The organism is Horticoccus luteus, assembly GCF_019464535.1.
Classification (GTDB): domain Bacteria; phylum Verrucomicrobiota; class Verrucomicrobiia; order Opitutales; family Opitutaceae; genus Horticoccus; species Horticoccus luteus.
The window spans coordinates 2,786,546-2,808,378 of the sequence record NZ_CP080507.1; the positions used below are offsets into that span (position 1 = coordinate 2,786,546).

General features: G+C 64.5%; 17 protein-coding genes, 1 tRNA gene and 1 pseudogene. 11 read left to right on the forward strand and 8 right to left on the reverse strand.

Annotation, left to right across the window (positions count from 1 at the left end; all coding sequences use genetic code 11):
* Positions 1-15 precede the first annotated feature (15 nt).
* Positions 16-207 (forward strand): annotated as a pseudogene (locus K0B96_RS17695) (HipA N-terminal domain-containing protein); the annotation flags it as partial.
* A gap of 87 nt (positions 208-294) precedes the next feature.
* Positions 295-1,197, forward strand: a complete 903-nt coding sequence (locus tag K0B96_RS11385; RefSeq protein ID WP_220161020.1) for a type II toxin-antitoxin system HipA family toxin — start codon at positions 295-297, stop codon at positions 1,195-1,197.
* A 136-nt stretch (positions 1,198-1,333) separates the two neighbouring features.
* Here the strand turns inward: K0B96_RS11385 and K0B96_RS11390 are convergent.
* Positions 1,334-1,410, reverse strand: a tRNA-His gene (locus K0B96_RS11390).
* Between the two features lie 342 nt (positions 1,411-1,752).
* Between K0B96_RS11390 and pyrH the strand changes: the two genes are divergently transcribed.
* The 4 genes from pyrH to K0B96_RS11410 all read left to right on the forward strand — a co-directional run bounded on the left by pyrH (position 1,753) and on the right by K0B96_RS11410 (position 4,779).
* On the forward strand, positions 1,753-2,493 hold the full coding sequence (pyrH, locus tag K0B96_RS11395; RefSeq protein ID WP_220161021.1) for a UMP kinase: 741 nt from the start codon (positions 1,753-1,755) through the stop codon (positions 2,491-2,493).
* Positions 2,494-2,513: 20 nt separating this feature from the next.
* Positions 2,514-3,059 (forward strand): ribosome recycling factor, encoded by a 546-nt coding sequence (frr, locus tag K0B96_RS11400; protein WP_220161022.1) that lies wholly within the window; start codon positions 2,514-2,516, stop codon positions 3,057-3,059.
* 137 nt (positions 3,060-3,196) lie between these two features.
* A complete protein-coding gene (proB, locus tag K0B96_RS11405; RefSeq protein WP_220161023.1) occupies positions 3,197-4,318 on the forward strand; it encodes a glutamate 5-kinase in 1,122 nt (373 codons plus the stop codon).
* A gap of 14 nt (positions 4,319-4,332) precedes the next feature.
* On the forward strand, positions 4,333-4,779 hold the full coding sequence (locus K0B96_RS11410; protein WP_220161024.1) for a GNAT family N-acetyltransferase: 447 nt from the start codon (positions 4,333-4,335) through the stop codon (positions 4,777-4,779).
* Between the two features lie 215 nt (positions 4,780-4,994).
* Here K0B96_RS11410 and K0B96_RS11415 read toward each other — a convergent pair whose 3' ends face one another.
* Positions 4,995-8,213 carry a hypothetical protein gene (locus K0B96_RS11415; protein WP_220161025.1) on the reverse strand — a complete coding sequence of 1,073 codons (3,219 nt, stop codon included), beginning with the start codon at positions 8,211-8,213 and terminating at the stop codon, positions 4,995-4,997.
* 168 nt (positions 8,214-8,381) lie between these two features.
* Here K0B96_RS11415 and K0B96_RS11420 point away from each other — a divergent pair, with 168 nt between their 5' ends.
* Positions 8,382-9,272, forward strand: a complete 891-nt coding sequence (locus K0B96_RS11420) for an AraC family transcriptional regulator (RefSeq protein WP_220161026.1) — start codon at positions 8,382-8,384, stop codon at positions 9,270-9,272.
* 96 nt (positions 9,273-9,368) lie between these two features.
* Here the strand turns inward: K0B96_RS11420 and K0B96_RS11425 are convergent, their stop codons facing one another.
* The 3 genes from K0B96_RS11425 to K0B96_RS11435 all read right to left on the reverse strand — a co-directional run bounded on the left by K0B96_RS11425 (position 9,369) and on the right by K0B96_RS11435 (position 11,679).
* The gene (locus K0B96_RS11425) at positions 9,369-9,605 is read right to left on the reverse strand and encodes a CDGSH iron-sulfur domain-containing protein (RefSeq protein ID WP_220166530.1); all 237 of its coding nucleotides are present in this window, start codon (positions 9,603-9,605) and stop codon (positions 9,369-9,371) included.
* Positions 9,606-9,676: 71 nt separating this feature from the next.
* A complete protein-coding gene (locus K0B96_RS11430; protein WP_255558931.1) occupies positions 9,677-11,056 on the reverse strand; it encodes a DUF4139 domain-containing protein in 1,380 nt (459 codons plus the stop codon).
* Between the two features lie 119 nt (positions 11,057-11,175).
* Positions 11,176-11,679, reverse strand: a complete 504-nt coding sequence (locus K0B96_RS11435) for a hypothetical protein (protein ID WP_220161028.1) — start codon at positions 11,677-11,679, stop codon at positions 11,176-11,178.
* Between the two features lie 124 nt (positions 11,680-11,803).
* Between K0B96_RS11435 and K0B96_RS11440 the strand changes: the two genes are divergently transcribed.
* Positions 11,804-13,891 carry an ATP-dependent helicase gene (locus tag K0B96_RS11440; RefSeq protein WP_255558630.1) on the forward strand — a complete coding sequence of 696 codons (2,088 nt, stop codon included), beginning with the start codon at positions 11,804-11,806 and terminating at the stop codon, positions 13,889-13,891.
* 8 nt (positions 13,892-13,899) lie between these two features.
* Positions 13,900-14,316: a hypothetical protein gene (locus K0B96_RS11445; protein WP_220161029.1), complete on the forward strand. Its 417-nt coding sequence runs from the start codon at positions 13,900-13,902 to the stop codon at positions 14,314-14,316.
* A gap of 66 nt (positions 14,317-14,382) precedes the next feature.
* Here the strand turns inward: K0B96_RS11445 and K0B96_RS11450 are convergent, their stop codons facing one another.
* Together K0B96_RS11450 and K0B96_RS11455 are read right to left on the reverse strand one after the other, a co-directional pair.
* A complete protein-coding gene (locus tag K0B96_RS11450; protein ID WP_220161030.1) occupies positions 14,383-15,306 on the reverse strand; it encodes an alpha/beta hydrolase in 924 nt (307 codons plus the stop codon).
* A 14-nt stretch (positions 15,307-15,320) separates the two neighbouring features.
* On the reverse strand, positions 15,321-18,179 hold the full coding sequence (locus K0B96_RS11455) for a response regulator (RefSeq protein WP_220161031.1): 2,859 nt from the start codon (positions 18,177-18,179) through the stop codon (positions 15,321-15,323).
* Positions 18,180-18,433: 254 nt separating this feature from the next.
* Between K0B96_RS11455 and K0B96_RS11460 the strand changes: the two genes are divergently transcribed.
* Together K0B96_RS11460 and K0B96_RS11465 are read left to right on the forward strand one after the other, a co-directional pair.
* On the forward strand, positions 18,434-20,209 hold the full coding sequence (locus tag K0B96_RS11460; protein WP_220161032.1) for an SLC13 family permease: 1,776 nt from the start codon (positions 18,434-18,436) through the stop codon (positions 20,207-20,209).
* A gap of 138 nt (positions 20,210-20,347) precedes the next feature.
* Entirely contained in the window at positions 20,348-21,079 is a 732-nt protein-coding gene (locus K0B96_RS11465) for a YebC/PmpR family DNA-binding transcriptional regulator (protein ID WP_220161033.1), read from the forward strand.
* Between the two features lie 58 nt (positions 21,080-21,137).
* Here K0B96_RS11465 and can read toward each other — a convergent pair whose 3' ends face one another.
* Positions 21,138-21,782 carry a carbonate dehydratase gene (gene can, locus K0B96_RS11470; RefSeq protein WP_220161034.1) on the reverse strand — a complete coding sequence of 215 codons (645 nt, stop codon included), beginning with the start codon at positions 21,780-21,782 and terminating at the stop codon, positions 21,138-21,140.
* Positions 21,783-21,833: the final 51 nt, after the last annotated feature.

The window sequence follows — 21,833 nt, forward strand, 5'->3', positions numbered from 1 at the left end:
GCGATCCAACCGTATATCAGCGCCACCGGCCATACCTTTTCCTTTGCCTACGATCCCGAATGGCTGCGCCGTCCAAACACCTTCGAAATCGATCCGGATCTGCAACTACACGGTGCCGAAAGCTATCCGGGCCAGCCAGCCGGCGTGTTCCGGATTTTCACGGACTCTACACCCGACCGCTGGGGCCGGCTACTGCTCGATCGACGCGAAACACTCAAAGCCCGCGAAGAGAAACGACCAGCCCGGGCACTCACGGAATGGGACTACCTCCTCGGCGTGCATGACAGTTGCCGGATGGGAGCCTTACGCTTTCGACGCGACGCGGCCTCACCGTTTTTAGACAACGACCATCATCTCGCAGCACCGCCCGTCGCCTCGCTGCGCGAACTCGAAGCCGCGTCGCTGGCCCTCGAAGCACCGGATGCCGACGAACTGCCGGAGTTTCGCCAATGGTTGACCGCGCTTCTAGCCCCCGGCAGTTCCCTTGGTGGAACGCGGCCCAAAGCCAATTTTACCGACCCCGACGGAGCCTTGTGGATCGCCAAATTTCCGAGCCGCGAGGATCGCCGCGACATCGGCACGTGGGAAATGGTGGTGCATCAACTCGCCCAAGCCGCCGGTATTAACGTCCCCGACACTCAACTACTGCGCTTGGGAGGCCGTCACCGCACGTTTGCCAGCCGCCGCTTCGACCGACTCGCGAACGGCAAGCGGCGTTTCTTCGTCTCGGCGCTGACGTTGCTCAACCGGCAAGACGGCGAGAACGCCAGCTATCTCGAACTCGCGGAATTTCTCAGCACGCGAGGCAGTCCCGCGCACAAAGATGCCGACCTCCGCGAGCTTTGGACGCGCATCGTTTTCAACATTCTCGTCTCGAATCGCGACGACCACCTGCGCAACCACGGGTTCATTTTGTCTGCGGACGGCTGGCGGCTTGCACCCGCTTACGATCTCAATCCCAACAACGAACGAACTCACCACCAGCTCGCGATCGACGCCACTGATCCGACGCCTGACGTTACACTAGCGTTCGCCACGGCCGAATTCTACGGACTGAGTGCAACGCAGGCCGACGAGATCGTGCGACGCGTGCAGACTGCCTTTAGTGAGTGGCGGACAATAGCTGGGAAGCATCGTCTGCCGCGGGCTGAAATTGAGCTGGTAGCGCAGGCCTTTTCGTCGCCAGTTGGAACCTGAGTAGAAGCTGCAAAAGGTCCATTAACCGGCGCGCGGAGAGAACCGGCTGGCCTGGTGCCACCTTCTTCCGCCCATCCCTTTCGCTACGCAATGCGCCTCTTTCTTCGCATGCTCGGGTTCCTCTCCCGTTCCAAACTGGGGCGGCCAACGGGATTCGAACCCGCGACCCCTTGAATCACAATCAAGTGCTCTAACCAACTGAGCTATGGCCGCCGTAAAAAATCGAAGGCGGAATCTCGCGACCCGTTTTCCACCTGTCAACCCCTTCCTCCGCTCACCCGATTTGAGGCGCCCACCTTCCCTGATTCTCCCCGCGCCGTCCCTTCCTTCCTCCGACGACCTTCTCGCCCCGCCCGCCTCCGAGCGTCGATTCGACCTTTCAATCTCCACCGCTCGCACCCCGGCCGACTCTCCACCGCTCGCACCCCGGCCAACTCTTTCCTCGCACTTACCCTCGACACTCCGCTGCGCCGTTCCCCAGCTTCGCTCGCGGCCGCGCCGCTCAATGCATCTCAGGCATTGACGCGGATTTTCCTCAATCGTTTCCTGCACGGTATGCGTGCGCAATTGGCGGTCGATCCGGGAGCTAAATATAAACGCGTCGTCCTGAAGCTTTCGGGCGAGGTGCTGCGCGGTGGCAAATCCGGCGATCCCATCGACGCGGCGACTCTCGAAAAAACTTCCCTGCAGGTGAAGGAAGTCCACGACCTCGGCGTCGAGGTCTGCGTCGTCATCGGCGGCGGCAACATCTTCCGCGGCCTCAACGGCGAGAAACGCGGCGTCGATCGCACCACCGGCGATTACATGGGCATGCTCGCCACCGTCATCAACGGCCTCGCGCTCATGGATTGCCTCGAAAAAATGGGCGTCACGACCCGCGTCCAAAGCGCCATTCCGATGAACCAGATTGCCGAACCGTTCATCCTGCGCCGCGCCATGCGCCACCTCGAGAAAGGCCGCGTCGTCATCTTCGTTGCCGGCACCGGCAATCCCTACTTCTCCACCGACACCACCGCGGCGCTCCGCGCTTCCGAGATGCACGCCGACATCATCCTCAAGGCCACCAAGGTCGATGGCATCTACGACAAGGACCCCAAGAAATTTCCCGACGCCGTGAAATACGACGAGATCACGTTTATCGACGCCCTCAAACAGCGCCTCAACGTCATGGATTCCACCGCGTTTTCACTCTGTCTCGACAACAACGTTCCCATCCTCGTGTTCGATCTCAACAGTGAGCACTCGATCAAGCGCGCCATCCTCGGAGAAAAGGTCGGCACGCTCGTGCACAGTTAATCTCCCTCTCCCTTCCCGCCATGTCCCACCCGATTCTCAATGAAGCTCAGCAAAAGATGAACAAGGCTGTGGAATACACGCTGCACGAATTCAGCGCGATCCACACCGGCAAAGCCACGCCCACCATGGTCGAGGGCGTCATGATTGACGCTTACGGCTCGCAGATGCGCCTCAAAGAATGCGCCGCCATCAGCACGCCCGATGCCCGCCTCATCCAGATTCAGCCGTGGGACGCCGCCCTCGTGAAGTCCATCGTCAAGGGCATCCAGGAAGCCAACCTCGGTTTCAACCCCATCCCCGACGGGAAAATCGTCCGCGTGCCCCTCCCTGAGATGAGCCGCGAACGCCGCCAGGAATTCGTCAAAACCGCGAACCGCCTCGCCGAAGAAGGCCGCGTGCAAGTGCGCACCATCCGCCGCGATGCCATCGCCACGGTGCAAAAAGCCAAGCTCCCCGAAGACGAAGCCAAGCGCCTCGAAAAAGACATCCAGGCGGCCACCGACAAAGCCACCAAAGACATCAACGAGCACCTCGCGCACAAGGAGAAGGACTTGCTGACCGTCTGACGCCGTCCCGCGTCCTCGACCTCCACGTCCGCCTGCTTCGCCGCCCGACCGCCCTTCGCGCGTGTCATCGCCCGCCCCTCGGTGGAAATCTCCCCTTTTCGCCGGAGCCGCCCGGTGAAGCCTCGCGCTTTTCCCTCGTGACGAAATCCGCTTCCGCCGCCACCCGGCCCGCCCCCCAACGCATCGTCGTTAAACTCGGCACGGGCGTGCTCACCTCCGGCATCGGCGAACTCCATACGCAGCGCATCGCCGCCGTTTGCGCCGAGATCGCCGCCCTCCGCGCGCGCGGCACCGAAGTGATTGTCGTTTCCTCGGGCGCTGTCGGCCTCGGCATGGGCGCCCTCGGACTCGCCAAAAAGCCCAAGGACGTCGCCAAAAAACAAGCCTGCGCCGCCATCGGTCAATCGCGCCTCATGCAGTCGTGGGAGACCGGCTTTCACGCGCACGACCTCACCGTCGCCCAAGTCCTCCTCACGCACGACGACCTCCGCGTGCGCGCGCGCTACCTCGGCGTCAAAGCCACCCTCCGCCAGCTCATCGCCTACGGCACGATCCCGGTCATCAACGAAAACGACACCGTGAGCGCCGCCGAAATCAAGTTCGGCGACAACGACACGCTCTCCGCCATGGTCGCGAGCCTCGTCGAAGCGCAATACCTCTTCATCCTCTCAACCGCTCCCGGCCTCATCGACCTGCGCGGCACCGGCCGCATCGTCCCCGTCGTCGATCGCATCAACCCCGCCATCGAAGCGATGGCTGGCGGCACCACGAGCGAGACCGCCACCGGCGGCATGATCAGCAAAATCTCCGCCGCCAAACTCGCCACCCGCGCCGGCTGTGGCGTCTTCATCGCCAGCGGCGCGGAGCCCGAGATTCTCCGCCGCCTCCTCGCCGGCCACGGCCCCGGCACATTTTTCGTCCCCAGCGGCCTGCCGCTCGATGCCCGGAAACGCTGGCTCGCCTACTTCCAGCGTCCCGCCGGCACGCTCTCCGTCGATGCCCGCGCCGTCCCCATCCTGCGCGAACAAGGCCGCAGCCTCCTCGCCGTCGGCGTCACCGGCGCGCTCGGCGAATTTTCCGCCGGCGATATCGTCAACATCGCCGACCCCGCCGGTCTCGTCTTCGCCCGCGGCAAAACCACCTTCGCCGCCGAAGAAATCCCCGCCATCGCCCGTCGCCACGGCGATGAAGTCCGTGCGCTCTACCCGCAGCGCAAACGCCTCGAAGTCGTCCACCGCAACGACCTCGTCCTCCTCTGACGAACTCCCCGCCCGTGTCCCCGCCGGCGTTCTCCCTGCGTCCCGCCATCGAGGCCGACTACCCGTGGCTCTGGCAACTCAAACGCGACACCATGCGCGGCTACGTGGAAAACACCTGGGGCTCGTGGGATGAGGTCGCACAGGAAGCCTTCTTCCGCCGCAACTTTTCGCCCGCCACCGTCAACGTCATCACCACCGGCCACCACGACGTCGGTCTGCTTGAACTGGTCCACCGGCCCCACGAAATATTTCTGGCGAATATCCAAATCGCGCCCGCGCACCAAAGCCGCGGACTCGGTGCCGCGGTCGTGCGCACCGTGCAGGATGAAGCCGCCGCCTGCGGCCTGCCGCTCTGCCTCCAAGTGCTCAAGGTGAATCCCGCGCGCCGCTTTTACGAGCGCCTCGGCTTCACCGTCACAAGTGAAACCCTCTCGCACTGGTTCATGGAGTGGCGGGCTTGAATCCTCGTCGCGGGGTGCGTGAGCGCTTCGGCAGTCGATCGCCAAGCCGCACTTCTTTCCCGGCATTCCACGGTCCTGCGTCCCGCATCCGGCGCTGAGGTCCGGCTCCGTGGTCCGGGGAGCGCACGCGACTCGCGCGCGGCCTGGGCGCCTCGCCCAAGCCGCTTCCCCGCCCTCGCGTCTTTCGCGACAAACCTCGCCGTCGTCCGCCCTCCTCACTCCAACGCGCGCCACTGCGGCGCGGCGAACAAGCCGAGATCGAGCAGATCGTATTTCTCGCCGGGCTGCGGCTCGGTCACCACCTCCGGACTGCGCCACATGTAGGGCCCCGCGCACTTCCGCTCCTTCCGCGGAAAATGCCACGGCCCCAGCACGTTCTTCGGCAGGCCCACGACGCGCAACGTCACCTCCCGTCCCTGAGCCGCGTCGAGTTGCACGGCGAACGGCGCCTCCAACAGCCGCGCCACGCGCTCGCCGCCTTGCTCGACGACGATCAGCGAGCCCGCCCAGTCGTGCGCTCCGATGACCAGTTCGCCGCGCGACGCGCCTTTCGGCAGCGCGAAACGATACGCCACTTCGCCATCGTAAAACGGCAGCCCCTGCTCCCGCCACGACCCGAGCTTCAGCGCCCGTGTCGGCGCCAGCGCGAAACCCTGTTTCGCCGACACGCAACCGAAGTCGCCCAGCAACAGCAACCGGTCGATCTCCCGCCGCACGTCGAACGGATGCCCCGTCAGCACAATCTCGTTTTTTCCTTCGCGCAGCAGTCGCCCCACGGGTGCCCGGCGAATGTTCGCATCGTCACGCCAGAGCGCGGCCTTCGCGAAATCCAGCCGTTTTCCATTCACCGCGATGTCCCACAACTCCGGCGTCTCCACCGCCAGCTCCGCCCCGCGCAACTCCGCGCCGCGCCGCACCTCGACCGTGTAGCGCGCCACGCCGCCGCTCGTCGGCACCATGTCGTCGTTCCGCGCGAGCATCTGCCGCCGGTATTGGATGACTCCCATCCACCCGTTCGTCATGAACCCATGCGCCCGCCACAATTTTTCGTTCACGGCGTTTACCTCTGTCGGCGGCACTTTTAATCCCGGAGCCTCCAGCGAACAATAGTCGATCGCGCACACATTCCGCCCCTCGCGCTCGACCGCCACGAGTTCCAACTCTCGCGCGCTCTCCGCCGCCGCGCGCACGCTCGTGCTCCTACTCGTGCTCGCGCCCGCCGCGCGCTCCGCCACCGCCGGGCTCGCCGCTCTCGCCGCGCCCGTCTTCGCCACGTGCAGCACCACCGCGCCCCACGGCGCGATTTCCAACGCCACCCGCCACGCCCCGGTCCCCGCTTTCTCCACCGACAGCCCCCGGGATTCGCCATCGCGTGGATCAAGCTGCGTGACCACGCCGCTGCGCGTGAGCAACGTTACGGTTTCGCTCAACGCCTCGTGCGACGCGTTGAAAATCATCCACCATTCCCCGTCTTCGCTCACGCGCCGCATGTGCGTGCAACCATGCCGCCCGCCCGCCGCAAATTGCAGCCGCGGTGCCACGCGCTCCCGCACCAGGTCGATTGTCGCTGCGTCATCTGCGCCGACCACAAAACCCTTCGGCCAGCGCCGACGGGTCTGCAGCAACCAGTCCGAAGGGCGTCCGTCGATCGTCACCGCATCCGGCACCTGCCCCACGATCACGCCGCCGTTCGCCAGGTATTTCTCCAACAGCTCCGCCGTCGCCCGCCGAAGATTCGTCGATTTCGCCGGCCACACGATCAGCGCATAAGTCTGCGCGCCGACCTTCATTTTGCCGCCCTTCAGGGTGCGGCCTTGTTCCTCCAGGATGTATTCGTCGCCGTAGTCGAAGTCGATCTGCGCGTCGTTGAGCGCCTGCGAGAAATTACCCATCGCCTCCGTGAACGGCGCGAAACTCGACAGCCGCCGCAAATGCGCCGCCTGCGTGTCCTCCGCCGGCTCGTCGCCCAGCCGCGGCGCCGGCGTGCAGGTGCTTTTCGTCGCGTGCAGAAACGCCGTCGTTTGCTGATCGAGCACCAGCACGCGGTTTTCCATCCGCCCTTGCGCCGCCACCCACGACAAGCGCCCGATCTCGTCGTGCACCGGCGTGAGATGTTCAAACCACGGACTGTGCGGCGAAAACGTCTGCGGATGATCCGCTTTCCTCGGCCCGCGAATCGTCGTGTAGGTCAGGTGCGGCACAAACACGCTCACCCCGTGCACCGCGAGAAACCGCCCGATGCGCAGCCAGTCGTGCGGCGTCGAATCGTTGCCGCCCGCGCCCCAGCTTTCGTCCATGATGCGCGGCCGCGCGTATTGGTTCGCGACCGTCAGCGTCTGGCGGAGGTAGAGCAACGCCAGGGGTTCCTGTCCCGCCTTCGTCGGATAGAAATTCTGCCAGTCGTGCTTCGTGCGCCCCAGCAGCGTGTCGCAAAGCAGCAGATCCGTCCCCGGCCAGTCGAAAAACGCTGACAGATGCACATGCCCCGGTGTCGCAAACGGACACGGCCAGTCGTGCTCCAGGAAGTGTCCCGTGAACGGAATCCCGTTTTCCCGGCACCAGTCGAACGTGGGCTTCGCGTAGTTCTCGACCCACAGCGTGTGCATCAGGTCGTAGAAATCGTGCCGCACACTCTGGTAGTCGCCCACGTCGTAAAACAATGCGTCGAGGTGGTCGCGCAAGTCGTAGCCCCGCCGCGTCTGAAATTGCCCGAACACATACGGCGTAAGCGACAACCCCGGACTCAGCGGCCCGTGCCATTCGCCCGGCAGATGCGGCTCATCGGTGAACATCGCCCCCACCTTTTTCCACAACGGCCCGAGCTCCTTTTTGTAACGCTCAAACGTGTTCTCCAAAAACGCCGGCGCCACGCGCGGATCAACCAGACACGGCGTCGTCGTCTCTCCGTGCCACGACATCATCGCCTGGTCGTTCTCCGTAAACGCCACCCACGCGTCCCCACTCTTCAACTCCGCCGCCGTCACCCGCACCGTCGGTTTTTCGCCGTCGAAACGATACAGCGACACGATCCGCTCCGGCAGGTCGCGCACGCGATTGCCCGTGATCGCCTTCACGTAGCGGTTGCGCGCCTCCGGCGCCATGCTCTGCGTGTGCCCGCCGCCGCACGCGCTCGGGTAACTGTTCTCGTCGTAAAGCGAAGGCACCATCCCCAGCCGCAGACACTCGCGGATCGCGTGGCGGATGATCTCGAACCAGCGCGGCGAAAGATACTCGGTGATCAAACCCGGCCGCGGATGCAAAAACACACCTCCCGCGCCCACCCGCTTCAAGCCTTCCAACGCCCGCGTGATCGAGGCCTCTCCCGTGCCCGGCGCATACTCGTCGTTGAAGACGAGAAACGGCGCGGGGCGAAACGCCGCCGCGGGATTCCTGAACGCCGCCAGCGCGGCCGGGGCAACAGAGGTGCGAGACATGCGGCCCGAAACCAATCCGCCCCGCGCCCGCCGTCAATGCGCGACCAGATCACCGTAGCGCTTTTTGAAAAGCAGGCCATCTTCCCAGGCCTTCGGAGACTTCCGCGGCGTCATTTTCGCACAAAACATCAAGCCGGGCACCTGGAAGGATGGTAGTCTCGTTTCTGCATGCACTTGGCTACCCGGCTGCAACGCTCCCTCGATCTCGCCGAAACCCGTTTGCGCGACCGCGTCACGCTCGAAGAACTCGCCCGCGCCGCCGGGCTGTCGCTCTGGCACTTCCAACGTGTTTTCTCCGCCGCCGTCGGTAAAACGGTGGCCAGCTACCTGCGCCAACGCCGCCTCACCTCCGCCGCTCACGAACTGCGTCACACCTCCCGCCGCATTCTCGATATCGCCCTGGAGTATCAATTCGAGTCGCACGAGGCCTTCACCCGCGCCTTCAAAACTGCGTTCTCTGTCACGCCCTCCGAATTTCGGCGACGCACGACGTTTCCATGGGCCGCCACCCGCCCGCCACTCAACGCCGCCTCCTTGCGTCAACGCCTCGCGCAATCTCCCATGACACCCCAAATCGTTTCACTCCCCGCCTTCACGCTGATCGGTTTCGAGGCCCGTTTCATCAGTGCCATGTCGCCCGACGCAACCAACCTCCAAGTCATTCCGCCGCTGTGGCGCGCACTGCTTTCCCGACGCCACGAAATCACCGGTGTGACTGACGCCTCTTCTTACGGCGCGTGTCGATGCTTGCCTCCGCCTGCGCGCACGCGCGACGACGAACTCCTCTATCTGGCCGGCGTATCTGCATCATCCGACACGCCCGCGCCTGCCGGCATGAGCCGTTGGTCGGTTCCCCCGCTCACTTACGCCCTCTTCACCCACCACGGTTTGATTTCTGAACTCGTCCGCACAATCAACTTTGCGTGGGGCACGTGGCTACCCGCCTCCAAGTTCGCCCCAGCCGACGGTCCTGAACTCGAACGCTATGATGAACGCTTTCGCGATGGCGGTGCGGACAGCGCACTCGACTACCTCCTGCCAATTCAGCCCGCGAGTTGACCTCGCCGCCCCGTCGCGCCCGGCCGGTTTTGGCCCGTGAGATTGGGCCCGTCTGCCGTCTCGTCCGGCCTGCTCTCACGTCTCCCCGCCGACGCTTTACACCCGCTTGTGCGACCCGTCGCAATATGCGCCGTTCGTCGAGTGCTTGCACCCGCACCACGCCACCGTTTGCGCCTCCGCCAGCTCCACCTTTTTGGGCGTTAAACCCGTCCCCTTGTGCGAGCCGTCGCAGAACGGTTGATTCGCCGACTGCCCGCACGCGCACCACCAATAGGTGCCGGCCGGCATGGCTTTCACAAAAGGACTCTTCTGGGCGATTTTGGGATCGGGCATGAGCGAGCGGGGTTCACTGCGCAGTGTCCGCGCCTCCCACCACTACGCAACGCCGAAGCGTCCGCATTGCCTTACCACTCATACCGCACGCGATACGTCACCGTGCGCTCTTCGTCGGGCTTCACCGGCACGGTAAACTCGATCGTGTTAGCGTCCTTCTTCTTAAACTCATCGGACTTTTCGATGATCTTCCAGTTGGGTCCGTAGAGATGCTCCACAACGCGCACCTCGACCGCCTCGGTCTTCCGGTTGCGCAGCTTGATCTCCACTCCTTGCTCCGAGCGCTTTTGAAATGAGCTGCTGCTCTGATCCGTCTGCTTGCGCTCGCCCACGATGTCGAACGCCTTGCCGACTTCGATCTTCACATCCTCGTTCTTCGCCGTGTGGTCGATCGTGTTTTCGCCAATGAACTCCAATCGCCCGTCATCCGCGTCGCGCTGGTAAAACCGCGTGCGCCCTTTCGGCAGCGCGAGGCCGAGGCCGTTCGCCTCGGTGTTTTTGAACTCCCGCACGATCGCCACCTTCGTCGCGTCCGCCTGCCCGTCGTAAACAAACGCCTTCGGTGCCTTCACGTGCTCCGCGCGCATGAACTCCACCTGCTTCGTCTCCCGATCGTGCAACGTCACCGGCCGCGCGAGCGAGTAGAGATGAAATTCGTCGAAAGCTTTTTCGGTGACGGGAGGAGGCATGCGAGACTTGGACACCGCCCGCACTTCAAACGCAGACAGCACGACTTTGTCTTCATCCTGAATCTTGTTCACATCACCCGCCATCAGCTTCACCGCCGCGTCCTCGAACGTCTGCCCGCTGTTGTTCGTCATCGTCACCCACCCGACCACGTCGAGCGTGTCGCCCTTTTCGGTCGCGACGAAGTTATACGCTGCCTTCCACGAAAATCCGCCCGTCACGTAACCGAGCTCAGCGTTCACCTTCGCCGCCTTTTCACTCTCAATCTGCCACGCGAGGGTCGGCTTGAGCACGCCCGCATCGCTCAACGCCGGAAAAATCGGCTCGCCCGGCAGCGAAAACCGCAGCTTCCCGTCCACTTCGATGATCGGCGCATCCGCGCTTCCGCCCGGCGCATAGCCGCTGCGAATCACCTTCCCCGACACCACATGCTCCGCGCCGTTTTCATCGCGCACGATGAAGTCCAACGCTTTCCCCTCGTGCAGCGAAAGCATCAACCCCTGCGATAACGTGTCCGCCCGGTAGCTCTGCTCCAAAATCGACAGCGCGACCTTCCCCGTGGGGTCGCGCAACACCACGGAGTCCGGCTCCAGCATCCGCGTGGCGCCCGCGAAGTTCACCGCGTTCACACCCGCCTTCAGATCAAGCGGCACCGTCTCGCGCACGACCGCAAAATTCTGGTTGTAAATCGTGAGCGCCGGTTCCGCCGCCGCCGCCGTGGCCGCCGCTGCGAGCGTCGCGCCAAGCAGCGCCGTCGAAAGCATAGTTTTCAAGTCCAAGGGTTGATTGAGGTTCATGTGACGTCACGAGGACCAACGTCCTCAGCCGAAGTTTCTTAGATCGATGATACCGCTTCTCCGCCTCACCACTCCGTCCGCGGAGCTCACGCCAGCGCAGCACCCGCCGGGGGCGAGGCGACTCTTTGCCCGCGTTTGTAAACGAGCGCCACCGTCAGACTGAACACCACATGCGTGAAAATGGTCACGCCGTTGCGCCCGACCACGAACCACGGAAACAACGCCGTGAACCCGTAAAAATTGATCACATAAAGCACCACGCCAAACACCGCGCCCGCCACCGCCGCCGCACCGCAACTCCACCGCCGGATGATCGCCGCCAGCACGACGGCATAAATCATCGCCAGCACGATATCGACAACCAACGCCGTCACCACGACCGGCAGGCTGAACGTCCCTGCTGGCGACAGCACGCCCTGGCCCAGCACCATCGCCGCGATCATCCGCGCCGGCCCCCACGGACTCCCTCCGCCAAACAGCGGGATCAGCACGATCTCCAGCACTTGAAACACCAGGCTTCCGATCACGCCCGCCCACAAGGCAGCGCGGATGTTCAGACGCGATTCCACCATTCCATTCGTTGTCGTCATCGTTCGTTCTCCGGGGTTGGGGTTGAAGCGGCCTCGCGCGCAGTCACGACCGCGGGGCGATGCTGCACGATAATCCTCGCCCCGCGCTTGGCCATCCGCATCTCAAATTTTTTCGGCCGCGCCCTTGGTCGCCGCCTCGCGCCTGTTTTCGCACAAACAGGCTGGCGGCGCCCGCGCTTCGTTTCATCCTGCCGGTTTATTCATGGATTTTGTCCTCGATTCTTCGCGCTCGCCCGACGCCTTTCCGCCCATCGATTTTCGTGCGCAGCTCAACGACGAACAATTCGCCGCCGTCACCGCCACGCCCGGTCCGCTCCTCGTGCTCGCCGGCGCCGGCTCCGGCAAGACCCGCACACTCACCTACCGCGTCGCCTACCTCCTGTCCCAAGGCGTCCGACCCGGCGAAATCCTCCTCCTCACCTTCACCAACAAAGCCGCCAAGGAAATGCTGCATCGCGTGCAGGATCTCACCGGCGTCGAACCCTCCCGCTTCTGGGGCGGCACCTTTCACTCCATCGGCAACCGCGCCCTTCGCATCTACGGTGACGCCATCGGCCTCCCGAGAAACTTCACCATCCTCGATGCCGATGAATCCGAGTCCCTCCTCAAGCAGGTCGTCGAGACCGAGGACAAACTCTTCTTCAAGGACAAGACCAACCCCCGGCCCGGTCCGCTCTTCAACGTCCTCTCGCTCGCGCGCAACACCCAGAAATCCGTCATCGAAACCGTCGAGCGCCAGTTCCAGCAATACAGCGAGATCAAGCTCATGCTGCCGCCCTTCGCCGCCGCCTACGCCAAGAAGAAACACGAGCAAGGCGTCGTCGATTACGATGACCTCCTCGAACTCTGGCTCCAGCTCCTCCAAAAATCCCCCGAGGTCGCCGCCTATTTCGCACAACGCTTTCAGCACCTCCTCGTCGACGAATATCAGGACACCAACACCATCCAGTCCCAGCTCATCGACACCCTCGCCCCCCATCACCGCATCATGGCCGTGGGCGACGACGCCCAGTGCATCTACTCGTGGCGCGGCGCCGATTTCGAAAACATCATGACGTTCCCCGACCGTCATCCCGCCACCGTCATCCACCGCATCGAGACCAACTACCGGTCGACCCCGCAGATTCTCTCCTTCGCCAACGGCGTGCTCGAGGCCCAGCCCAAAGGCCGCCACTTCGACAAGGAACTCCGCGCCTCCCGCGCAAACTCCCAAAAGCCCTATGTCGTCCAGGTCATGGACGACCGCGAGCAAGCCGAGTTCATTCTCAAACGCCTCCGCGCGTTGATCGAGGACGAGGGCGTCCCCCCGGGCGAAATCGCCATCCTCTACCGCTCGCACTTCCACGCGTTGGAAGTGCAGCTCGCGCTCTCCCGCGCTGGCGTGCCCTACCAGATCACCAGCGGCGTCAAATTCTTCGAACGCCAGCACGTGCGCGACCTCATCGCCTTCATCCAGTTCGTCGCGAACCCCCGCAACGAATCCGCCTGGCTGCGCATCGCCGTCCTCCTCCCCAAGGTCGGCGAAAAGGGCGCGCAGAAGATCCACGCCGTCGCCGCCGAACACGCGAAGCTCATGCAACGCGATTTCATCGACGCCCTCGCCACCGACGACGTCAAATCCAAGGTGTCCAAAGACGCCCGCGACGAGTGGGCGAATTTCTGCGCCTCGCTCAAACAAATCTCCGACGTCATGCGCACCGGCAAACCCGACTCCGTCATCTCGACCGCGATCGATGGCTGGTATGGCGATTACATGAAAGGCGAATACGCCGACTACATTGACCGCCTTGAGGAACTCAAAGCCCTCATCGGCTTCGCCGCCCGCTTCGACGACATCGGCGAAATGCTCTCCCAAGTCGCCCTGATGAACGGCGAAACCAGCGACCGCCACGTCGAGGTGCCGCCCGACTCCGTCAAGCTCACCACCGTCCACCAATCCAAAGGCCTCGAGTTCGATGTCGTCTTCGTCATCGGCCTCGCCGACGGCCAGTTTCCCGGCCGCCGCTCGATCGAGGCCGGCGACGTCGAGGAAGAACGCCGGCTGTTCTACGTCGCGGTGACGCGCGCGAAAAACGAACTCTATCTCTCGTATCCGAAAGTCGCCACGCGCGCCGGCCCCGGCGGCATGCTCCTCAACCCGAGCCGCTTCCTCCTGGAAGTGCCCGCCGAGCTTTACCAAGAGTTGAAAGTCCGCCGCAGCTACAGTTGGTGAGACTACCCATGCCCGCCCCCGACGCGCTCTGGATCCTCGCCGTCCGCCTGGCCGGCGCGTTTCATTTCGTCACGCTCACCTTCGCCTGTTTCACGCCCATTCCGCCCGACTGGGATAAAAACCTCGCCGCGCTCCCGCCGATCCATCGGCGCTTCGCCATCGCGCAAAATTTCTCCATCGGCGCGACCATCGCCGTCCTCGGCCTGTTCTCGCTCGTGTTCGCACCGACGCTCGTCGCCGGTGCACCGCTCGCTCGCGCGCTTTGCGGTGCGACCGCGCTCTTTTGGGGCGGACGTCTCTGCGTGCTCCCCTGGCTCAACGTTCGTCCTGTTTTAACGACTCCGCTTCTCCGCCTCGGCTACGCCCTGCTGCTCACGCAGTGCACCCTCTACGCCGCCGCCTACGCCTGGCTCGCCCTGCGCTAAATCACGCCGCCACGCCGCTTGGTTGCGGGCCTGCGAAGCTTCGCACCGCTGCAGCGATCTTCGCGCTTAATCTTCCGCTCGCGCTCGGCGCCTGGCGCTCGCCCGCTCCAGCCAACCGTTCGTGCGCATCCACTCTTCCAAACGGTCGAGCACATGATCGCCACCGCCGCCGCGGACAAGAAACCCGTGGCCACCCATCTGAAAAATATGCAACTCCGCCGGCCGCTTCGCTTCCCGCCACGCCTTGAACAACGCCAGGGAACCATCGGCGCCCCACACATCATCGGCCGCCGCCGCGAGAAACACCGGTGGCGCGTCCGCCGCGGGCGGCGCAAATCCGCTCGCTCCATAAATCGGCGCAAAGAAATCCGGGCGCGTCTCCATGGGCCCCGCCACGAGGTGACACGCGATTTCTCCACCCGCCGAAAATCCCACTACGCCTACGCGATGCGGATCGCACTCAAACTCCGCCGCGTGACTGCGCACATACGCCATCGCCCGCTCCGCATCTGCGAACGCCAGCGCCCGCACGTCCTGACCCTTTTGCGGCCCTTCGATTACAATCCCCTTCTCGTCGCGGCGAAACGCCTTCGACATCGACGAATCCGTCGGATGAGCCACGAGGCGATACTTTAAAACAAACACCGCCACGCCCGCCCGCGCGAGTTGTTGCGCCACCCGCGTCCCTTCGAATCGGATCGTGAGGTTTACCCCGCCTCCGCCCGGCGCGACAATCACCGCGGTGCCGGTCGCCTTTCCCGCCGCCGGCGCAAAATAGAGCAGGCTCGGGCGCGCCACGTTTTGCGTGAACTCCAGCCCCACCTCCGTATTGAAAATCGTCCGCTCGGTCAGATTCCAGCCCTCTGATCCCGGCGGCGTTCCTTCATACAAGGCGATCTCCCGATCCGCTTTCGGCAACGGCTCCGCCGGTTGAGCGCTCATGGCACCCACCAGCACAAAATTCATCACGGCGACAAAGAGAATCTTCATGGTTGCGAGCCCTTTCAACTGTTCCGCGGCGCTCGTTGGATCGCCGCCGCGATGTCTTCCGCTCGCACGGGCTTCGAAAGATAATCGTTCATCCCCGCCGCGAGACATTGCTCGCGGTCTCCTTTGATCGCGTGCGCCGTCAACGCCACGATATGCACCGGCCGGCGCTCTGAGCCACTCTGGCTCTGCGCGACCTCCCACGCGCGAATGTGCCGCGTCGCCTCGATGCCATCCATTTCCGGCATCTGGCAATCCATCAGGACGACATCAAACACCTCCGCCTTCACGGCCTCGACCGCCTGTCTGCCGTTCTCCACCAGCACCGGGTCGTAGCCGAATTTCTCCAGCTGCTTGCGGATCACGGTTTGATTCACGCGATTGTCTTCCGCCACGAGAATGCGCACCGCCGGGCCGTCCTTCACCAGACCTGCCGCCGCATCGTTCCGGCCGAGGGCGGGCGTCGGGTTTTCCCGCTGCTCCCGCCCCAGCAACGCGCGCAGCGCTTCCTCCAGCGCGCGGTGCCGCACTGGCTTTCCCAGCGCGCGATCCGCGCCCGACGCCGCCAGTTCCTCCGGCGAGAGCGGCTCGCGAATCGTGGTGAGGAGAATCGTTTTCAGTCCCGCGAGCATCGGCTCCGACCGGACCTGCCGCAGCAGATCGAACCCCGTGGTGTCGGACAACTTCATGTCGATCGCCACGAGCGCGAATGGCCGCTGCGCGCGCACCGCCGCGCGTAACGCCGTCATCCCCGCCCCGCCGCGAACCGCCACCGAGCAATCGAGTCCCGCCGCCGAAAATTGCCGCCGCAACGCCTCGCCGCTCCGCTCGTGATCGTCGATCACCAGCGCCCGGAGCGAGCGCCACGCCGGCGGCGCCGCGAGGTCCCGGTAATCCGCCTCCGCCCCTTCAAACTCGGCCGTGAACCAAAACGTCGACCCGCGCCCCGCCGCGCTTTCCACGCCGAGCTCGCCGCCCATCAAGCCCACCAGTTGCCGCGAAATCGCCAGCCCCAGCCCGGACCCGCCGTATTTCCGCGTCGTGCTGCCATCCGCCTGCACGAACGGCTGAAACAACCGCCCCTGCTGCTCGGGCGTAATTCCGATGCCCGTATCCCGCACTTCGAAGCGCAGCCGCACGCTCCGCCCCACTTCCGCCACCTGCCGCACGCGCACTTCCACTTCTCCCGTTTCGGTAAATTTCACCGCGTTGCCGGCGAGGTTCACCAGCACCTGGCGCAGGCGGCCCGCATCGCCGATCAGCCGCGTCTTCATGCCTTCGTCGATCAGGTAAACCAGCTCCAGATTCTTTGCGGCCGCGCGATCCGCCAGCAATTCGAGGCAGCCTTCCACCGGTTCACGAATGTCGAACGGTGTCGCCTCAAACACGAGCTGCCCTGCCTCGATGCGCGAGAAATCCAGGATGTCGTTGATGATCGTGAGCAGCGATTGCGCGCTCGTGCCGACGATCGCCGCGAGCGCCCGCTGATTCTCCGTCAATTCCGTGTCCGTCAACAACCCCACGGCCCCGATCACGCCGTTGATCGGCGTCCGGATTTCGTGGCTCACGTTGGCCAGAAACTGCGACTTCAACCGCGCCGATTCCTCCGCCGCCGCCCGCGCATCGCGCAACGCCTTTTCACTCTGCTTGCGCTCCGTGATGTCCGACGTCGTGCCGATCAACCGCACCGGGTTTCCGCTCGGATCGCGGCGCACGACCAGACTCCGGCTCAACACCCACAGATAGCTGCCGTCCTTGCGCCGCAACCGGTGTTCGTTCACGCAGCTGCGCGTGCGCCCCGCCATGTGTTCGTGCAACGCCACCTGCATCGCCGGCGCATCGTCCGGATGGATGCGTCCCATCCATTCCTGCAATGTCGCCCCCAATTCCTCCGGCGCGTAACCCAGCATCTGCGCCCACCGCGGCGAGAGCACCGCTGCGCCCGTTTTGATGTCCACGTCGATGACCGCGTCCCCGGCTCCCTCGATGGCAAACCCCCACCGCTCCTCGCTCACGCGCAACGCCTCGCTCCGCCGCGCCAGCCGCTTCAACATCATCCGCTGCCACCAGAAGATCGCCACGATCGCCGCCAGCGCGAGCCCGCCCGGCAGCACATACGGCCGCAAGTCCGCCAGCCGGATCGGATGCGGCTCCAGCGGCCCGATCCACTTCGCATAAATGCGATCGAAGACGCCGTTGCTGCGCACGGTGGCGATCGCGTCGTTGATCCGCTCCAGACTGCGGGCATCGCCTTTGTGCACCGCGACCCGGTATTCGTGGATGACGTCGTCGATGTATTCCATCTCGAACCGGGAGAACGGATCATTGCCCGCCCGCCGGTAGCTGCGGATGAACAACGCGAAATCCGTCTGGCCGTCTTGCACCGATTTCAACGCCGCGGGCCAGGTGGGATACGCCACGATCGTCGCGCCCCAGCCGCCATGCTCCATCGCGTTCGTGTGCCCGATGCTGCCCGACAGCACCGCGATCCGCTTGCCGGCAAACTCCGCCGTCCGATGCACGTGCGGGCTGTCCGGCCGGAAATACGCCACGCCATGCACGAACGCGTGCCCAATGGAAAAATCCATCTCCTTGCGCCGTTCTTCCCGGATCGTGACGTTCGCCAGCGCGTCCAGCCGTCCGGCTTGAAACTCCTCCAGCACGTGCGCCCACGACCCGGGCACGATTTCAAAATCCACGCGCCCGGTGTTTTCCAACGCCGCCAGAAAATCCGCCGTGAAGCCCGTCAGGTGTCCGTTCGCATCCACATACGAGAGCGGATCCGAGTTGTTCTCCACTCCGATCCGCAACGGCGCAGCCGCCCCCAGCAACGCCGGGAACACGAGCAACAGGAAACACAAATAAAGGTATCGCATTCGGGGTGACTTGGAAGGTCGCTGCGCCCTCGGGCCTCCGCCGCTCGCTGGATCGCCGGATCCGGCGCGGTGAACCCCCGGGTGCAAGGTCGCCTTGCGCCCCTCACCGAAAGGCATTTTGCCCGAATCACGAGCCTGAAACGGCCCGCCCTCTACCGCGGTCGCGGGCTCCGTTTCCAACACCTTGTTCCGCACGATGCTTACCAGCCAACGCGCGCGGGAACTCGCGCCGCGCCCGGCACACAGTTGGCGGCGTGACTTTCCAAATCGGTCTGCTGCTCAGCCTGATTGCGGTGGCGCTGGTTTTCTTCTCCCTCGAATGGGTTTCCGCCGATGTCGTCGGCCTCGGCCTGCTGCTCGCCCTCGTCCTCACCGGCCTGCTGCCGGCGGAACGCGCCTTCGCGAGCTTCGGGAGCGATACTGTCCTGATGATCCTCGGGCTGTTGATCATGACCGCCGCCCTCCTTAAAACCGGCGTCGTCGATCTGGCCGGCCGCGCGATTCTCAAATACGCCGGCACCCGCGTAAACCCCCTCTTGTTCGTCATCATGCTCGGCGTCGGCACGCTCAGCGCGTTCATCAGCAATACCGCCGCCACCGCCTTCTTCGTGCCCGTCGTGATGGGCCTCGCGGTGAAGGCCCGCACGTCCCCCTCGCGGCTGCTGATGCCGGTCGCGTTCGCCTCCATCCTCAGCAGCTCCGTCACCCTCATCAGCACGTCCACCAACCTCGTCATCAACGGCCTCCTCACCTCCGCCCACCTGCGGCCGATGACGATGTTTGAACTCACCCCCGTCGGCCTGCCCATCGCCCTCGTCGGATTGCTCTACATGTTTTTTATCGGCCGCCGTTTCATTCCCGAACGCGCCTCCGCCCAAGGTGCCTTCGACACCTTTGGGATGCGCTCCTATCTCACGGAGGTCCTCGTCCTGCCCGATTCGCCCCTGGTCGGCCAGACCTTGGGCGAGTCCAACCTCGGCCGCGAACTCGACCTCTCCGTCCTTCGCGTCGTCCGCGGGGAACGCTATCTCCTTCCCCAAAGCGACATGGTGATCGCCGCCGGCGATGTGCTCCTCGTCGAAGGCGAACGCGCCGACGTCCTCCACGTGAAGGATACCGCCGGCATCGAAATCCGTCCGGAGATGACGCTCTCCGAACCCGACCTCCGCAGCGAAGATGCCGCGTTGGTCGAGGCCCTCATCGTGCCCGGCTCGCCCTTCATCGGCCGCACCCTGCGCGGCCTCGGCTTCCGCGAAAACTTCGGCCTCCAAGTGCTCGGCGTAAACCGCCATGGCCGCAACCTCCTCCGCAAACTCGGCCAGATCGCGTTGCGCGTCGGCGACGTGCTGTTGATCCAAGGCCGCCGCACGCGCTTGGTGCGCCTCAATACCGACCGCGCCATCAGCATCCTCAACGCCGTCGAGGACCAGACCATCGACCACGCCCGCGCCTGGCGCGCCACGCTCATCTTCGTCGCTTCGCTGGCGCTCGCCGTGACCAATCTCGTGCCGCTCGCCGTCGCCGTGTTGCTCGGCGCCTTCGCCGTGCTCGCCACCCGCTGCGTCTCGCCGGCCGACGCTTACCGCGAAGTGGAATGGCGCGTCGTCATTCTCATCGCGTGCATGCTCGCCCTCGGCGCCGCCATGACCGCCACCGGCACCGCCGAATATCTCGCGTCGCTCGTCGCCGGGGTCACCGCCCACGCCTCGCCCTTGTGGCTGCTCGCGGGATTTTTCCTTCTCACCGTCGCGCTCACCCAACCGATGTCCAACCAGGCCGCGGCCGCCGTGATTCTACCCATCGCGATTCATACGGCGCAAAACCTCCACCTCAACCCGCGCACGTTTGCCATGACGATCGCGATTGCCGCGAGCTGTTCTTACATCACGCCCTTGGAGCCCGCGTGCCTCATGGTTTACGGCCCCGGCCGCTATCGTTTCAGCGATTTCCCCCGCGTCGGCGCCCCGCTCGTGCTGATCATTTTCGTCCTCGTCATGCTCCTCGCGCCGCACATCTGGCCGCTGCGTTGAACTCGTTTCCCCTCGCTGGCCCGCGCGCGTGACCCCGCCCGCGCCGGCCTGAGATTCTCGCCCAATTTCCGGCGCGCCCCCCGCGCCGTCCCCGATTTGCGCGTTGCCTGCGTCCGTCCGCTCGCTTTTCTCCGCAGCATGGGACGTCAGTGGCTCCACGCAAAACGCGCGATTGTTAATCTCAGAAAAGGCCAGGCGGTCGGCAAGGTGGTCAAAGAGATCACCGTGGCCGCCAAGCTCGGCGGCGGCGATGTCGCGGCCAACGCCCGCCTCTTCGCCGCGGTCGAAAAGGCCCGCAAACAAAGCGTCACGCGCGATGTCATCGAGCGCGCCATCAAGAAAGGCGCCGGCGGTGGCGACGATAAGCTCACCCTCGAACACATCGTCTTCGAAGGCTACGCGCCGCATAAAGTCCCGGTCATCGTCGAGGTTTACACCGACAACCACCAACGCACCGCGCCCGAGATGCGCGTGCTCTTCAAAAAGGGCACCCTCGGCGCGGCCGGTAGCAACAAGTTCCTCTTTGATCACGTCGGCCTCGTCGAGGCGCACCACGCCGACGCCGCCATCGATCTCGAAGCCGCCGCGATCGAGGCTGGCGCCAACGATTTTGAGCCGCTCACCAGCGAGCAAAACGACGACATTCCCGAGGGCCGCACCGGCGCCCGCTTCATCACCGATCGTTCCGCTGTGCACGCCGTGTCCGTCTGGCTCGGGCAAAATGGCTGGACCGTTATCACGAGCGAACTCGGCTATCTCGCCAAAAACTTCCCCGACCTCGACGACGCCCAGCGCGGTGAGGTCGGCGAATTTCTGCAATCCCTCGAAGACCACGACGACGTGCAACGCGTCTGGGCCGCGGTGAAATAACGCCGGGAGCGCAGGCGCCTCCGCCCGCCGCTCCCCGCTGCAACGTTGGCGTCGCCCGTCAGCTGAGCGCCGCGATCGCGCTCGCGTGCTTGGCCGCCGCTTCTTCCGCGCTCGACGCCGTGACGCGCAGGTCGTGCAACAGCCCGTCCTGGAGCCCGTAGACCCAGCCGTGCACCGTCAATTCCTGTCCGCGATCCCACGCATCGCGCACGATCGTGGTGTGCGCGACATTGGCGACCTGCTCAATCACGTTGAGCTCGCACAACCGGTCCGCCTGCGCCCGCGGCTCCAGCACGGCATCGAGCAAACCGCGGTGGCGGCTGCACACATCCTGCACGTGTCCCAGCCAGTAATCCGCCAGCCCGATCCGCCGGCAACGCAGCGCCGCATCGACGCCGCTGCAGCCATAATGGCCGACGACCATCACGTGTTTCACCTTCAACACATCGACCGAAAACTGCAGCACCGAGAGGCAGTTCAGATCGGTGTGCACCACCACATTCGCGATGTTGCGATGCACGAATAATTCCCCCGGCAGCAACCCCACGATCTGGTTCGCCGGCACCCGGCTGTCCGAGCAACCGATCCACAAATAAGCGGGCGACTGCTGCCGCGAGAGCTTCTGGAAGAACTCCGGATCCTCTCCGCGAATCTTGTCCGCCCACGCGGCGTTTTGTGCAAACAATTGGCTGAGCTTGTCCATCCCTCCAGCGTTTCACTCACGTTTCGGTTGTCCACTCCGGATTCGCGACCG

Excerpts from the sequence above, each read along its gene's own strand:
- K0B96_RS11385 (WP_220161020.1), top strand. The coding sequence starts at position 295 with ATGGGAGCCTTACGCTTTCGACGCGACGCGGCCTCACCGTTTTTAGAC.
- pyrH (WP_220161021.1), top strand. The coding sequence starts at position 1,753 with ATGCGTGCGCAATTGGCGGTCGATCCGGGAGCTAAATATAAACGCGTC.
- frr (WP_220161022.1), top strand. The coding sequence starts at position 2,514 with ATGTCCCACCCGATTCTCAATGAAGCTCAGCAAAAGATGAACAAGGCT.
- K0B96_RS11415 (WP_220161025.1), bottom strand. The coding sequence starts at position 8,213 with ATGTCTCGCACCTCTGTTGCCCCGGCCGCGCTGGCGGCGTTCAGGAAT.
- K0B96_RS11420 (WP_220161026.1), top strand. The coding sequence starts at position 8,382 with ATGCACTTGGCTACCCGGCTGCAACGCTCCCTCGATCTCGCCGAAACC.
- K0B96_RS11425 (WP_220166530.1), bottom strand. The coding sequence starts at position 9,605 with ATGCCCGATCCCAAAATCGCCCAGAAGAGTCCTTTTGTGAAAGCCATG.
- K0B96_RS11430 (WP_255558931.1), bottom strand. The coding sequence starts at position 11,056 with ATGCTTTCGACGGCGCTGCTTGGCGCGACGCTCGCAGCGGCGGCCACG.
- K0B96_RS11435 (WP_220161028.1), bottom strand. The coding sequence starts at position 11,679 with ATGACGACAACGAATGGAATGGTGGAATCGCGTCTGAACATCCGCGCT.
- K0B96_RS11445 (WP_220161029.1), top strand. The coding sequence starts at position 13,900 with ATGCCCGCCCCCGACGCGCTCTGGATCCTCGCCGTCCGCCTGGCCGGC.
- K0B96_RS11450 (WP_220161030.1), bottom strand. The coding sequence starts at position 15,306 with ATGAAGATTCTCTTTGTCGCCGTGATGAATTTTGTGCTGGTGGGTGCC.
- K0B96_RS11455 (WP_220161031.1), bottom strand. The coding sequence starts at position 18,179 with ATGCGATACCTTTATTTGTGTTTCCTGTTGCTCGTGTTCCCGGCGTTG.
- K0B96_RS11465 (WP_220161033.1), top strand. The coding sequence starts at position 20,348 with ATGGGACGTCAGTGGCTCCACGCAAAACGCGCGATTGTTAATCTCAGA.
- can (WP_220161034.1), bottom strand. The coding sequence starts at position 21,782 with ATGGACAAGCTCAGCCAATTGTTTGCACAAAACGCCGCGTGGGCGGAC.